This window comes from Kitasatospora sp. NPDC101447, assembly GCF_044767225.1.
Lineage (GTDB): Bacteria > Actinomycetota > Actinomycetes > Streptomycetales > Streptomycetaceae > Kitasatospora.
The window spans coordinates 145,466-159,806 of record NZ_JBIWNL010000016.1; the positions used below are offsets into that span (position 1 = coordinate 145,466).

The window sequence follows — 14,341 nt, forward strand, 5'->3', positions numbered from 1 at the left end:
TCAGGCCGCCTTTCGCAGGGTGGTCGCGCGGTTGTCGCGGACGGTCGTGGGACGGTTCTCGCGGACGAGCGAGGCCACGCCCTCGGCGCGCAGCTCGTCCAGGCTGACGGCGGTGCCGCCGAGCTGCCCGGCCAGGGTGCGGGCGAGGCCCAGTCGGACCGGGCCGGACTCGCAGTCCAGCACCACGCTCGCCGTGCCCTGCGCCGCGAACAGCGCGGCCGCGCGGTGGGAGCGGGCGAGCGCGTCGCGCCCGCCGGTGGCCCGGCCGTCGGTCACCACGACCAGCAGCGGGCGGCGGCTCGGGTCGCGCAGCCGCTCGACCCGCAGCACCTCGTGGGCCCGCAGCAGCCCCTCGGCCAGCGGGGTCCGCCCGCCGGTGGGCAGCGACTCCAGCCGGGCCGCGCCGACCTCCACGGAGGAGGTGGGCGGCAGCGCCAGCTCGGCGCCGGTGCCGCGGAAGGTGATCATGCCGATCTTGTCGCGCCGCTGGTAGGCGTCCATCAGCAGGGACAGCACGGCGCCCTTGACGGCGGTCATCCGCTGCCGGGCGGCCATCGATCCGGAGGCGTCGACCACGAACAGCACCAGGTTGGACTCCCGCCCCTGGCGCACCTGTTCGCGGAAGTCGTCCTTCTGCAGCACCAGCGCCCGGCCGCTGCGCCCGCGCGCCACCTGGTGCGGCGCGGCGGCCTGCAGGGTCGCGGTCAGGTGGAGCCGGCCGAGCGCGCCCTGCGGGCGGCGGGCGCGGATGGTGTGGCCGCCGTTGGTCTCGGCGGGGGAGCGGCGGCCCTGGGCGCCGTGGCCGGTGCCGCGGACGGTGAACAGCTTGGTCCGGTACGGGTCCCCGGCCGCGACCGGCGCCGACTCCCGTGCGGGGGAGGGGTGCTGGGTCGGGACGGGCTGCTGCGGCTGCTGCTCCGCGTCGTCCGGTCCGTCCGGTCCGCCCTCCGCGGGCGCCTCCGGTGCGCCGTCGGCGGACGGCTCGGGCGCCCCGCCGCCGTCCGGGCCGCCGCCGTCGGGGCCGCCCTCGGGGCCGCCCTCCGGGCCCGGGCCGTCGCCCTCGGGCTCCGGATCGTCGTCGCCCTGGGGGTGCTCCTCCAGCGTCCGCTCCAGCTGCTCCTCGTCCAGCCCCGGAGCGTCGAAGGGGTTGCGGCGCCGCCGGTGCGGCAGCGCCAGCCGGGCGGCCTGGCGGACGTCCTCCTCCAGCACCTCGGTGCGACCGTCCCAGGCGGCGAGCGCGACGGCCGTGCGGGCCATCACGATGTCGGCGCGCAGGCCGTCCACCTCGAACGCGGCGCACACCGCGGTGATCTGACGCAGCGCCACATCGGTCAGCTCGACCTTGGGGAGCAACTCCCGGGCCGCGGTGATGCGTTCGGCGAGCGCCCGCTCCTCCTCGGCGAACCGCGCGGCGAAGCCGGCCGGGTCCGCGTCGTACGCGAGCCGGCGCCGGACCACCTCGGCGCGCTCGGCCGGGTCCCGGGTGGCGGCGATCTCGACGGTCAGGCCGAACCGGTCGAGCAGCTGCGGCCGCAGCTCGCCCTCCTCCGGGTTCATCGTGCCGACCAGCAGGAAGCGGGCCGCGTGCCGCACCGACACGCCCTCGCGCTCGACGTACGAGCGGCCCATCGCGGCGGCGTCCAGCAGCAGGTCCACCACGTGGTCCTGGAGCAGGTTCACCTCGTCGATGTACAGCACGCCGCGGTGCGCCCGGGCGAGCAGTCCGGGCTCGTACGCCTTGACGCCCTCGGCCAGTGCGCGCTCCAGGTCCAGCGAGCCGACGATCCGGTCCTCGGCCACGCCGACGGGCAACTCGACCAGCTGGGACGGCCGTTCGTGGCTCACGGCGGCGGAGTGCGGCCCGTCCGGGCACTGCGGGTCGGGCGCGGCCGGGTCGCAGGCGAAGCGGCAGCCCTCCACGGTGGCGATGGACGGCAGCAGGCCGGCCAGGGCGCGCACCATGGTCGACTTCGCGGTGCCCTTCTCGCCGCGCACCAGCACGCCGCCCACAGCGGGGGAGACCGCGTTCAGCAGCAGCCCGAGCCGCAGGTCGGCCATGCCGACGATCGCGGTGAACGGATAGCGGACGTCAGTCATGCGTCACTCCCAGGTGCCCCGGGCGCCAGGAACGGCAGCGATCCGGCCGCCGGCACCCCGCCCTCGATCAGCTTCCACAGCGCGTCGGTGTCCGCGTGTTCCTCGATCAGGTCGCCCAGCCGGTCCAGCCGGGCCTCGCGCGCCTCGGCGAACGAGGTGTCCGGGGCCGGCACGAACGCCCGCCCGGCCAGGTCGGCGACCTCGCGCAGGAGTTCGCGGCGGAAGCCGTCGTTCTCCAGCACGCCGTGCCAGGTCGTGCCCCAGACCGAGCCCGCCCGGCAGCCGTCCAGGCTCTGCCCCCGGCCATCGGAGATGAACCTGTCGCCGCCCTCCACGGTCACCACCCCGTGGTGGATCTCGTAGCCCACGACCCGCCGGCCGTACGCCTCGCCGACCGGCCGCGCCAGCACCTTCTCGACGCCGAACCGCACCTGCGTCGGCAGCAGGCCGAGCCCGTCGACGGCGCCCGCCTTGGACTCCACCTCGTCGACGATCCCGCGCGCCAGCATCTGGTAGCCGCCGCAGACCCCGAGGATCGGCAGCCCGGCCGCCGCGCGCGCCTTCAGCGCCGGTTCCAGGCCGCGCTCGCGCAGCCAGGCGAGGTCCGCCACGGTGGCCCGGGTGCCGGGCAGCACCACCAGGTCGGCGTCGGCCAGCTCCTCCGGCCTGGTGGCCCAGCGCACCAGGACGCCGGGCTCCTGCGCCAGCGCGTCCACGTCGGTGAAGTTGGACAGCCGGGGGAAGCGCACCACGGCCACCCGCAGCACGTCCGCCCCGAGCGGGCCGCGCCCGTCGACCCGGTCCACCACGGTCGACAGGTCCAGCGAGTCCTCGGCGTCCAGCCACAGCCCGGGCAGCATCGGCAGGGTGCCCAGCACCGGACGGCCGGTCAGCCCGTGCAGCATCTCCAGGCCGGGCGCGAGCAGCCGCGCGTCGCCGCGGAACTTGTTGACGAACCAGCCCGCCACGTGCCGCTGGTCCTCCGCGGACAGCAGCGCCAGCGTGCCGTACATCGCCGCGAACACACCGCCCCGGTCGATGTCCCCGACCACCACCACGGGCAGCCCGGCGGCCGTGGCCAGGCCCATGTTGGCGATGTCGCGGTCGCGCAGGTTGATCTCGGCGGGCGATCCGGCGCCCTCGCAGACGACCACCTCGTAGCGGCTGCGCAGATCGGCCAGGCACTCCAGGGCGCGTTCCAGCAGGACGGGCTTGCGCTCGCGGTAGTCCAGCGCGCCCACCTCGGCGACCGGCCTGCCCAGCAGCACCACCTGGCTGCGGCCGTCCGCGCCGGGCTTCAGCAGCACCGGGTTCATCGCCGCCTCCGGCTCCACCCGGGCGGCCTGCGCCTGCATCGCCTGGGCGCGTCCGATCTCGGCGCCGTCGGCGGTGACGAAGGAGTTCAACGACATGTTCTGTGCCTTGAACGGCGCGACCCGCACGCCCTGACGGGCCAGCCAGCGGCAGATGCCGGCGGTGACCACGCTCTTGCCCGCGTCCGAGGTCGTCCCGGCGACCAGCAGCGCGTTCGTCATGCCCTTCCCCTCTTCCCACGGAGCGCGCGCAGCAGGACGTGCCCCGCGACCGTCGTACCCAGCGCCAGCGCGCCCACCCGCCGGGAGAGCGTGCAGGCCCGTTCGATGTCGTCGACCGTGACCGGCCGCAGCTCCCCGCCGAGCACCGGCCGGTGCTCGACGCGCTCGCCGTACTGCAGCGTCCCGCCCAGCCGCACGCCCACCGCGCCGGCGAACGCCGACTCCGCCTGACCGGCGTTCGGGCTCGGGTGCGAGGAGCCGTCGCGCCGCCAGACCCGCCAGGCCGTCCGCGGCTGCGGGGCGGCGGCCACCGTCAGCAGGGCCGTCAGCCGGGCGCCGGGCCAGCCCGCCACGTCGTCCAGCCGGGCCGAGGCCCAGCCGAACCGGGCGTGGCGCGGCGAGCGGTGGCCCACCATGGCGTCGAGGGTGTTCACCGCGCGGAAGGCCAGCAGCCCGGGCGTGCCGGCCAGGGCGCCCCAGGCCAGGGCGTTCACCACGGCGTCGGCGGTGTTCTCGGCCACCGACTCGACCACCGCGCGGGCGATCTGCTGCTCGTCCAGCGCGCTCGGGTCCCGCCCGCACAGGTGCGGCAGCCGCTCCCGCGCGGCCCGCAGGTCGCCCTGCTGCAGCGAGCGGCCGATGGCGCGGGCCTCCCGGGTCAGCGAGGTGCCGCCGAGCACGGTCCAGGTCGCGGCCGCCGCCAGTGCGGCCCGGCCCAGCGGTCGCCGGCCGACGGTACGGTCCAGGGCGAGGGCGCCCGCCGCGACCGTACCCACGCACAGCGCCGTGTACCCGGCCCCGACCGCCCGGTCGTCGCGCCACAGCCGCCGCTCCAGGCGGGTGGCGGCGCTGCCGAAGACGGCCACCGGGTGGCCCCGGCGCGGGTCGGCGAAGCGGGCGTCGGCGGCGTAGCCCACGACGGCGCCCACCGCGAACGCGGCGGCGCGGGCCCAGCGGCGGCCGGCCGCAGGACGGACGGTCACCGGCCGCACGCCGGAAGGCGGCTCATGGAGGGACAGCTCAACGAGAGGGAGCCCAGCGGAAGGCGACTCATCGAGAGGCGACTCATCGGGAGACGGCTCGGCGGAAGGCAGTTCGGAGTCCGGCCGGGCGGGGCAGCCTGCATCGCGTGCGTGTCCTCACTCAGGGTCCGCGCCCTGGATCGACGTAGCGGGGGCGAGAGTCTCCTGGCTTCCGGGTCGGACGCACCCCCGGTGCCTTCCAGCGGCTTCTGACGGCCCGCCGTGGCGAGATTTCCGAGCGTGCTCCCCGGTGACAGTGGCGGGACCGCGCCGGACTCGCACCGGCTTCCTCTCCATGCCTCCGATTGGCCCCAGGATCCCATCACGCGGCCGAACCGGGAGTCAACCGAGGTCACGGAGGGGTTGGTCACACGGGACGGCGGCCGATGAGCTGTGGGATCGCCCAGCGCGGCACCGCCCCCGGGCCGGCCGCTTCGTGGGTTCGGTCGCTGGGGCCGCGCCGTGGTCCGCGCCTAGCGTTCGGTGGCATGCGTCGCAGAAAGCCCCCCGCCGCCCCGCCCCCGGTGCCGTTCTCGCCCGCAGCCGCCCGCGCCCACCGGGCCGCCCTCGGCCTCACCCCCGAACAGGTCGCCGAGGGCCTGGCCGCGCACGGCGTACGGCTGCTGCCCGCGCACGTCCTCGCCTGGGAGAACGGCGAGCTGCGCCCCGGCGAAGCGGAGTTCATCGCCCTCGCCCGCGCCCTCTGGTGCCCCGCCGCCCAGCTGATGGACACCCGTCCGGTCCGGTTGCGCGACCACCGCGTCGCCCGTGAGCTCGGCCAGGCGGCCGTCGCCGAGCGCACCGGCACCACCCTCGACTCCTACCGGCAGGCCGAACTGACCGACCGCTGGGAGGGCGACGAGGAACAGACCCGCGCCCTCGCCGACGTCCTCGGCCTCGGCCTGCCCGAACTCGTCGAGGCCACCGGCCGCGGGGAGGCGCTCGACCACCTCCTCCGCCAGTGCGTCACCGGCCGCTGGCAGCCCCACCTCCGCGCCCTCGCCCGCATCGTCCCCGCCCCCGCCGACACCCTCGCCGACGCCCTCGCCGCCCTCCACCAGGAGCACCACGTCCCCACCCACTGGGGCGCCACCACCCGCACCGCACCGCCCCCGGCCGCCGGCTCCCTCACCCCCCGCTTCTGGCACCTCCTCGACACCGCGGGCACGACCGGGCCGACCGCGTGACAACGGGCACCACCGGGCCGACCGCGTAACAACGGGCACCACCGGGCCGACCGCGTAGCAAGGGGAGGCGGCCGGCCCTCCGACGGCGGGTGCGGATCCGGAGGCCGTGCCCCGGACGGGTCAGCCCGGTGGCCGCGCGGGCGGGGCGCCGGTGGACTGGTGCACGAACACCGTCCGGTCCGAGACCAACAGAGCGGGGAACGATATGCGCTGGGGAACCGCTGCCGTCGTGGCGGCCGCCGCCGTCGGAACCGGGGCCGTCGTCCTGGTGATCGGCCGTCGGGCTTCCGAGCGGATGGTCCGTCCGGTGACCGCCGGGCGGGAGTCCGGGCGGGAGTCCGGGCCGGTCGTGGTCCGGAGCGTCGGCGCCGGGCGGGTCACCTTCACCCGCAGCCCGGAGAGCCTGCACCCCGGCCGCTGGGCGGTCGAGTGGGGCGACAACGGCCACGCCGTCGTCGAGGACGTCCTGCACAGCGACGAGCAGGGCGTCACCCGTCGGCTGGTCCGCGCCGACCAGGGCACGCTCACCCCCGGCACCGAGGTCCGCTTCACCCCCCGCGTCCACCTCGGCGACCCCACCCGGGCACTCGGCCTCGCCTACACCGACACCTCCGCCGACGGGGAACTCGGCGCGCTCCCCGCCTGGCACCTCGACGGCAAGCGCGGCACCTGGGTGATCCTCGTCCACGGCCCGGAGGCCGACCGCCAGCAGACCCTCCCGGTGCTGCCCGTCCTCGACCGCTTCGGCCTGCCCGTCCTCGCCGTCACGTACCGCGGCGACGAGGGAGCCCCGGCCTCCCCGGACGGGTACAGCCACTTTGGCGAGACCGAGTGGCGGGACGTCGAGGCGGCGGTACGGCTGGCGCTCGACAACGGCGCGAGCCGGGTGATCCTCTACGGCTGGTCGGTCGGCGCCACGGTGGTCCTGCAGACCGCGGCCCGCTCGACCTGGGCCCACGCCATCAGCGGCCTGATCCTCGACTCGCCGGTCCTCGACCTGCCGGGCTCCGCCCGCCGCGACGCCGAGCGGCTCGGCTTCCGCGGCGCCGCCGCCGAACTCGGTGTCCTCGCCGCGCGGGGCCGCACCGGGGTCGACCTCGCCGACTTCTCCCGCATCGCCGAGGGCGCCGACCTGCGCGTCCCGACGCTGCTCCTGCACAGTCCGGACGACCGGGTCTCCCCGTTCCACAGCGCCGAGCGGCTCGCCGCCGCCCGCCCCGACGTGGTCAACCTCCAGGCCTTCCCCGGCGCCGACCACGGCACCCTGTGGAACAGCGCCCCCGACCACTACACCGAGCTCCTCCGCCGCTGGCTCACCCCGCTCCTCTGACCCGGGGGCCGTCGGCGGCCGCGCGGCCGGCAGCCGTGGGGCTGCGGGCCGGGCGCCTGGCACGGGGCACGCGGCGCCGGGCCGGGTGGCGGGGGGGGGGGGGCCCCGCCCACCCCCCCCCCCCCGCCGCCCGCCCCCCCCCCCCGCGCCCGGCCCCGAACGTGCGAGGCCCCACCCCCCGGCGGCGAGGGCGCCGCGCCCGGGCGGGGGGGGGGGGGGGGGGGGCGGGGGGGGGGGCGGGGGCGGGGGGGGGGGGGGGGGGGGCGCGCGCCCCCCCCCCCCCCCCCCCGCGCCGAGATCGGCCCGATCCGCCGGTCATCCGTCCGGATTCGGGCTGGACAGCTCCGCCGGGCGTCGAGGGCCCCGGCGTCGATCGCCGCGATCGCCGCGCAGCCGGGGGCACATCCTGGCCCCTGCTGATCACCCCCGCCCTCACACTCCGTGACCGTTCGAACGGGTGCAGCAACCGCCCCGGCTCACCTGGCATGAGCAGGCCACACGTTTCCGGCCAGGCGGTTTGCCTCTGTTGCCCGATCTTGCGGAGGTGCCGCCGCCGGTCGCCCGGTCGTACGGACAACCGGATGTGACAGAAGGCCGGTACAAGGGGAAGACTGCTCGACGTGACGTCTCGGAACCCGCGCGACCGTGATGCCCCGCTCCCGCCTCCGATCGGTACCGGTGCGACGGTGACCCGTCTCCCCGGTACGGCCCACCGGCCAGCCGGTGGCAGGCCGAGCGGGGCGGGTGTACCCCGCAACGGCGTACCCCGGCGACGAGGGCCCGCGCCGGCGCCCGGTCGGGGCCGGGTTCCCGTGCCGGAGGGCTTCCCGGCACCGGCCGAGCTGGCGCCGCTGGCCCGCCGGATGCTGGTGGACGCCGTCCGGATCGCCCGCTGGGCCGGGGAGCTGGAGGAGGTCGACAAGCGCGGCGAGCTGCTCCCGGAGGACGCCCGTGCGGCCGGCCGGGCGCTGGCCATGACGGTCGGCGCCGCCGCCAAGGCCTGGGGGCAGGCGCTCCTGGTGGGCCTGGTGGAGGCCCGGGACGCGGGAGCCGGCCCCGGCTGGCGCCTGCACGCCTGGGAGCACGACGACGAGGCCGTGGTGCGCGGCTGGTCGGCGCTGTTCGACGCCTGGACCCTGCTCGCCCCGGTGCCGCCCGCCGCGCTGCGCGGGGTGTTCGCCGTGCTGGCCGGGCAGGCCGTGGACCAGGCTCCGCAGCTGCTGTCCTTCCTGCACCTGGTGGACGGCCCGGTGCCCGAGAGCGAGCTGCTGGAGCTGCTGCGGCGCGGCCTGGACGAGCGCCGGGTCGGCGGCGGGCCCGGCGGTCCCGGACTGTCGCCGGTGCCGCACGCGGCCTCCGCGGTGTCCGCGGTCCGCGGCACCTGCCGGGAGCCGCAGATCGACACCCCGGCCGCGCCCTCGGACGTGGCCGCGGTCCTGGACTGGATGCTGGACGGCCTGGCGGCCGTCGGCGCGCTCACCCGCAGGAACGATGCGGCCGAGCTGTCGCCGCTCGGCCACTGGGCGGTGCGGGCGAAGCTGGAGGAGATCTGCACGGTCGCGCAGACGGCGGCCGGGCACATCGAGCAGAGCGCCTTCGAGCTGCTGAACGCCTGCGCGGACTACTCGCCGGGCCCGGCCCGCGCCGAGTACCGCGCCTGGGTCGCGGCCCGTCCGGCGGACCGCGCGGTGGCCGAGCTGCTGGACGCGGCGCAGGGCGACGACGCGCTGGTGCGCGGGCTGGCCTTCGAGGCGCTGCGGGTGGCCGGCGGGCCGGCCGAGCAGGCCGTGCGGGCGGCGGTGGACGAGCCGGTGCTGCGCCCGTACGCGCTGCTGTGGCTGGCGGAGCGCGCGGACGAGGGGGTCTCCCCGGCGGACGTGCTGGGCGCGGACGACGCGGCCTGGCTCTGGGTGGACACGGCGGCCGCGGTGCTCGACCACGGCGAGACGGAGCTGCTGGTGGGCCACGTCGAGGGCGCCTCGGCGGGGGACCCGGTGCGGCTGTTCGCGCGGGCCCGGCAGTCCGGGCACCCGCGGGCGGCCTCGGTGCTGACGGCGGTCTCGGGCGTGCACCCGGACCCGGGCGTGGCGCGGGCGGCCCGCCGCTCGGCCTTCAGCGTCCACACCGGCGGCGCGTGATCCCACGGAGCCCGCGGGCACGCGGAGCCGGCGGACCGCAGAACAGGCGGTAGGCATGCGGAAGGGCCCGGAACCGATCGGTTCCGGGCCCTTCCGCATGCGACGGTCGAGCGGCCTCAGCCGAGCCGCGACTCCGCCCGCCGGGCGCGGACGTCGCCGACCTTCTGCCCCACCTTGCGGCGGATCACCAGCAGCGGCGCCATCGCGGCGAGCGTGATCTGGGCGAACGCGCCGACGTGCATCAGCGCGTCGCCGCCGGGCAGGCCGGTGGCCCAGGCCGCCAGGCAGCCGATGGAGACCACGATCCAGCAGAGCGTGGCGGTGGCGAGCAGCCCCTGCGGCTTCGGGTACTCGATCCGGCTGACCATCAGGTACGCGGCGCCGAAGATGGCGAGCAGACCGGGCAGGAACGGCGGGTCGAGCAGCACGATGGCGATGACCGTCATCGCGCCCATCGGGCAGGGCATGCCCTGGAACACCCCGGGCCGCATCTTGACGGCCGAGAAGCGGGCCAGCCGCAGCACGACCGCGAGCAGCACGGTGATCGCGATGAGCGCCGAGAGCTTGCTGTTGGAGCCCTGGGAGACCATGCCCCAGACCGCGACGAAGTAGGCCGGCGCGATGCCGAAGCTGATCAGGTCCGCCAGGTTGTCCAGTTCCGCTCCGAGGGCGGAGGAGCGCAGCTTGCGCGCCACCAGGCCGTCGAAGAGGTCGCACATCGAGCCGATCAGCAGCAGCGTGACCGCCGTGGCGGCGCTGTGCCGGTCCGGAGCGGCGTCCGGGTTGGTGATGTGCGGGACGAGGACCCCGGTGGTGATCGAGTAGATCGCCAGGAAGCCGCAGACGGCGTTCCCCAGGGTCAGGAAGTCGGCGGTGGACAGGTGCTGGGGAGAACGCGGAGCACGCAGCTCGCGGTCGCGCGCCCAGCGGCGGCGGCGCAGGGACGTCTCCTCGTCGTCCAGGCCGACGATTGTCTCAGGATCAGTCACGGTCAAGGCGCGTCACCCCGGCTGTGGTCTTCTGGCCGACCTCGACGCCGACCTCGACGCCGGCCGGCAGGTAGGTGTCGACCCGGGACCCGAACCGGATCAGACCGATCCGGTCGCCCTGCTCGACCTTGGTTCCGGCGGCCACGTACGGCACGATGCGGCGGGCCACGGCCCCCGCGATCTGGACCATCTCGATGTCGCCGAGCTCGGTGTCGAAGTGCCAGACGACCCGCTCGTTCTGGTCGCTGTCCTTGTTGAACGCGGGGACGAAGCCGCCCGCGACGTGCTCGACCGACGTCACCGTGCCCGGCAGGGGCGCGCGGTTGACGTGGACGTTGAGCGGGCTCATGAAGATCGCGACCCGGGTGCGGCCGTCCGGCCAGGCGTCGATGCTCTGCACCACGCCGTCGGCGGGGGAGATCACTCTGCCCGTGCCGACCTCACGCTCGGGATCGCGGAAGAACCACAGCATGCCCGCGCTGAGCGCGCAGGCGGGTACCGCCGCCAGGGCCCACTTGCCGCTGCGCCGGGTGAGGGCGGTGGTCACGGCGGCCGTGGCGAGGGTGGGGACGAACCAGGGGGTGGCTCCGCGCGCGATGGTCACGCGGGGTCGCCGACCGGACGTCGGGGCTGCGAGGGCATCGCGGTCCGGGACGGAGGTGTGAGGGGACGGGCTGATGGGCATCGAAGACCTTTGTCGCGGGGGATCATGGCCGCTGGACGGGGGCCACCGCGGAATCGGTAATAGAGGGACGGCTTGCTGTCCCGGTGGATGCTATCGGGAGCACACGGTGGGTGGGCAACCCGCCTGCTCGTTCATGTGTCCGGCGGGAGCGCGTGTGCGCGTCCCACCTCTACGACCGTAGCTCGCCCCGGTCCGGTTCCCAAGGGACCGGACGCGGCTGGTGAGACTTGTCTCAGCGGGTGCCCCGATCGAACCACGGCGGGGAAACGGGCGCGGCGGCCGGAAGAAGGTGTGCGGAAGCGGCCGCAGGGCGCGTTGTCGCAGCTGTACGCCCTACGGCCGCTTCCGGAGGGCCGTGCCGGACCCTGGCGGACCAGGCCGGGCCCGTGACGGGGCACGGCGCTCCGCCGGGACGGGCCCGCACGCCCGTCGACCGGCGGTTCGAGGGGGCCGTCCGGCGACGCGGTCGGTCGCCGGACGGCCCGGGGATCACTCGGCGATCCGGTACTCCTCCAGGAGCCGGCGTCCGACGATCATCTTCTGGATCTCCGCAGTACCTTCACCGATGAGCAGCATCGGGGCCTCGCGGTAGAGGCGCTCGATCTCGTACTCCTTGGAGAAGCCGTAGCCGCCGTGGATGCGGAAGGCGTCCTCGACGACCTCCTTGCAGTACTCGGAGGCGAGGTACTTGGCCATGCCGGCTTCGAGGTCGTTGCGCTCGCCGCTGTCCTTCTTGCGGGCGGCCATGACCATCATCTGGTGGGCGGCCTCGACCTTGGTGGCCATCTCGGCGAGCTTGAACTGGATGGCCTGGTGCTCGGCGATCTTCTTGCCGAAGGTGGAGCGCTGCTGGGCGTAGGAGATGCCCAGCTCGAAGGCGCGGCGGGCGACGCCGCAGCCGCGGGCGGCGACGTTGACGCGGCCGACCTCGACGCCGTCCATCATCTGGTAGAAGCCGCGCCCCGGGACGCCGCCGAGGATGCGGTCGGCCGGGATCCGGACGTCCTGCAGCACCAGCTCGGTGGTGTCGACGCCCTTGTAGCCCATCTTCTCGATCTTGCCGGGCACGGTCAGGCCGGGAACCCTGGGGTTCGGGCCGAAACCCGCCTCCTTCTCGATCAGGAAGGTGGTCATGTTCTTGTACGGCGTGTTGCCGCCCTCGTCGGTCTTGCAGAGGACCGCGACGAGGGTGGAGGTGCCGCCGTTGGTGAGCCACATCTTCTGGCCGTTGAGGACGTAGAAGTCGCCGTCCTTGACGCCCTTGGTGGAGATGGCCGAAACGTCGGAGCCGAGGCCGGGCTCGGACATCGAGAAGGCGCCGCGGATTTCGCCGGCGGCCATCTTCGGCAGGAAGTGGTCCTTCTGCTCCTGGGTGCCGTGGGCGTTGATCATGTGCGCCACGATGAAGTGGGTGTTGACGATGCCGGAGACCGACATCCAGCCGCGGGCGATCTCCTCGACCACCAGGGCGTAGGTGAGCAGCGACTCGCCGAGGCCGCCGTACTCCTCGGGGATGGTGAGTCCGAAGAGGCCGAGCTGCTTCATGCCCTCGACGATGGCGGTCGGGTACTCGTCCTTGTGCTCCAGCTCGGTCGCGACCGGAATGATCTCCTTGTCGACGAAATCCCGCACGGTGGCGAGGATGTCCCGCTGGATCTCGGTGAGGCCGTCGGTCTGTGCGAGGCGTCCCATCGTGCGGCTCCGAAATTGTCTGAAGAAGGCGGGGGGGGGATTGCGGGGGCCCTGCCGGCGTGGCTGCGGCAGCAGGGCCCCCGTTACCGGGTGGGGGTCGGCCGATGACGGCGGCCTGCCCCTCCGGGGTCTCCACGGTCTCCTCGGAAGGAGAGGGGGGAGGGGTTCAGGAGAGCGGGGTGGGGCGGCCGGGCTGCTCGCCGCCGCGCGCCTTGGTGTACGTCTCGGTCGGCACCATCACCTTGCGGCGGAAGATGCAGACGACCGTGCCGTCCTGCTTGTACCCCTTGGTCTCGACGTAGACGATGCCGCGGTCGTCCTTGGACTTGGACGGCCACTTGTCGAGCACGGTGGTCTCGCCGTAGATGGTGTCGCCGTGGAAGGTCGGTGCGACGTGGCGCAGCGACTCGATCTCCAGGTTGGCGATCGCCTTGCCGGAGACGTCCGGGACGGACATGCCGAGCAGCAGCGAGTAGATGTAGTTGCCCACCACGACGTTCTTGCCGAAGTCCGTCGTCTTCTCCGCATAGTTGGTGTCCATGTGGAGCGGGTGGTGGTTCATGGTGAGGAGGCAGAAGAGGTGGTCGTCGTACTCGGTGACCGTCTTGCCGGGCCAGTGCTTGTAGACCGCGCCGACCTCGAACTCCTCGTAGGTGCGTCCGAACTGCATGGCTCAGGCCCTCAGCTTTCCGGGATCTCGAACTTGGTGGTGCGCTCCATGCCGCCGGCCCGGCCCTTGCCGGCGATGACCAGGGCCATCTTGCGGCTGGCCTCGTCGATCATCTCGTCGCCGAGCATCGCGGAGCCCTTGGCGCCGCCCGCCTCGGAGGTGCAGTAGTCGTAGGCGTCGAGGATCAGCTCGGCGTGGTCGTAGTCCTCCTGCGAGGGCGAGTAGATCTCGTTCGCGGCGGCGACCTGGTCCGGGTGGAGCACCCACTTGCCGTCGAAGCCGAGGGCGGCGGAGCGGCCGGCGACCTCGCGGTAGCCCTCCTGGTTGCGGATCTGCAGGTACGGGCCGTCGATCGCCTGGAGGTCGTTGGCGCGGGCGGCCATCAGGATGCGCATCAGGATGTAGTGGTAGGCGTCGGCGTTGTAGCCGGGCGGCTGCTCGCCGACGACCAGGGACTTCATGTTGATGGAGGCCATGAAGTCGGCGGGGCCGAAGATGATGGTCTCCAGCCGGGGCGAGGCCTCGGCGATGGCGTCGACGTTGATCAGGCCCTTGGCGTTCTCGATCTGCGCCTCGATGCCGATCTTGCCGACCTCGAAGCCCATGGTCTTCTCGATCTGGGTGAGCAGCAGGTCGAGCGCCTTCACCTGCTCCGCGTCCTGGACCTTCGGCAGCATGATGCAGTCGAGGTTGGGGCCGGCGCCCTCGACCACGGTGATCACGTCGCGGTAGGTCCAGTGGGTGGTCCAGTCGTTGACCCGGACGACCTTGGTCTTGTTGCCCCAGTCGCCGTTGTTCAGCGCGTCGACGATGTTGTGGCGGGCGCTCTCCTTGACCAGGGGGGCGCAGGCGTCCTCCAGGTCGAGGAAGACCTGGTCGGCCGGGAGGCCCTGGGCCTTCTCCAGGAAACGCGGGTTGCTGCCCGGTACGGCGAGGCAGGAGCGGCGCGGGCGCAGGCGGTTGACGTTGGTCATGAGGGTGGTTCGTTCCTTCCCA

Annotated in this window: 11 protein-coding genes and 1 riboswitch; of the genes, 3 read left to right on the forward strand and 8 right to left on the reverse strand. The window is 74.5% G+C overall.

Annotated features, from left to right (window positions below):
• Genes ACIRST_RS23530 through ACIRST_RS23540 form a run of 3 tightly spaced genes read right to left on the reverse strand, consistent with a single transcriptional unit; the run spans position 1 to position 4,615 of the window.
• On the reverse strand, positions 1-2,097 hold the full coding sequence (locus tag ACIRST_RS23530; RefSeq protein ID WP_402804100.1) for a putative cobaltochelatase: 2,097 nt from the start codon (positions 2,095-2,097) through the stop codon (positions 1-3).
• Positions 2,094-3,632: a cobyric acid synthase gene (locus tag ACIRST_RS23535; RefSeq protein WP_402804102.1), complete on the reverse strand. Its 1,539-nt coding sequence runs from the start codon at positions 3,630-3,632 to the stop codon at positions 2,094-2,096. Before ACIRST_RS23535 ends, ACIRST_RS23530 begins: the two co-directional genes overlap by 4 nt.
• A complete protein-coding gene (locus tag ACIRST_RS23540) occupies positions 3,629-4,615 on the reverse strand; it encodes a cobalamin biosynthesis protein (RefSeq protein ID WP_402804104.1) in 987 nt (328 codons plus the stop codon). Before ACIRST_RS23540 ends, ACIRST_RS23535 begins: the two co-directional genes overlap by 4 nt.
• Before the next feature lie 197 nt (positions 4,616-4,812).
• Positions 4,813-4,947, reverse strand: a riboswitch (cobalamin riboswitch).
• Positions 4,948-5,142: 195 nt separating this feature from the next.
• On the opposite strand from ACIRST_RS23540, the gene ACIRST_RS23545 reads away from it, so the two are divergent.
• The 3 genes from ACIRST_RS23545 to ACIRST_RS23555 all read left to right on the forward strand — a co-directional run bounded on the left by ACIRST_RS23545 (position 5,143) and on the right by ACIRST_RS23555 (position 9,309).
• Complete coding sequence (locus ACIRST_RS23545; protein ID WP_402804106.1) at positions 5,143-5,841, forward strand: helix-turn-helix domain-containing protein; 699 nt, start codon at positions 5,143-5,145, stop codon at positions 5,839-5,841.
• 205 nt (positions 5,842-6,046) lie between these two features.
• Positions 6,047-7,171, forward strand: coding sequence for a prolyl oligopeptidase family serine peptidase (locus ACIRST_RS23550; protein WP_350521308.1), 1,125 nt, complete (start codon positions 6,047-6,049; stop codon positions 7,169-7,171).
• 812 nt (positions 7,172-7,983) lie between these two features.
• The gene (locus tag ACIRST_RS23555) at positions 7,984-9,309 is read left to right on the forward strand and encodes a hypothetical protein (protein WP_350525311.1); all 1,326 of its coding nucleotides are present in this window, start codon (positions 7,984-7,986) and stop codon (positions 9,307-9,309) included.
• Positions 9,310-9,425: 116 nt separating this feature from the next.
• On the opposite strand, the gene ACIRST_RS23560 is transcribed toward ACIRST_RS23555, so the two are convergent.
• The 5 genes from ACIRST_RS23560 to ACIRST_RS23580 form a co-directional block, all read right to left on the reverse strand.
• On the reverse strand, positions 9,426-10,304 hold the full coding sequence (locus tag ACIRST_RS23560; RefSeq protein WP_030242067.1) for a phosphatidylcholine/phosphatidylserine synthase: 879 nt from the start codon (positions 10,302-10,304) through the stop codon (positions 9,426-9,428).
• Positions 10,291-10,983 (reverse strand): phosphatidylserine decarboxylase, encoded by a 693-nt coding sequence (locus ACIRST_RS23565; protein ID WP_350525310.1) that lies wholly within the window; start codon positions 10,981-10,983, stop codon positions 10,291-10,293. The genes ACIRST_RS23560 and ACIRST_RS23565 overlap by 14 nt, the downstream gene beginning before the upstream one ends.
• A gap of 489 nt (positions 10,984-11,472) precedes the next feature.
• On the reverse strand, positions 11,473-12,675 hold the full coding sequence (locus tag ACIRST_RS23570; protein WP_350525309.1) for an acyl-CoA dehydrogenase family protein: 1,203 nt from the start codon (positions 12,673-12,675) through the stop codon (positions 11,473-11,475).
• Between the two features lie 166 nt (positions 12,676-12,841).
• The gene (locus tag ACIRST_RS23575) at positions 12,842-13,345 is read right to left on the reverse strand and encodes a MaoC family dehydratase (protein WP_350525308.1); all 504 of its coding nucleotides are present in this window, start codon (positions 13,343-13,345) and stop codon (positions 12,842-12,844) included.
• A gap of 11 nt (positions 13,346-13,356) precedes the next feature.
• Positions 13,357-14,319: a CoA ester lyase gene (locus tag ACIRST_RS23580; protein ID WP_350525307.1), complete on the reverse strand. Its 963-nt coding sequence runs from the start codon at positions 14,317-14,319 to the stop codon at positions 13,357-13,359.
• Positions 14,320-14,341: the final 22 nt, after the last annotated feature.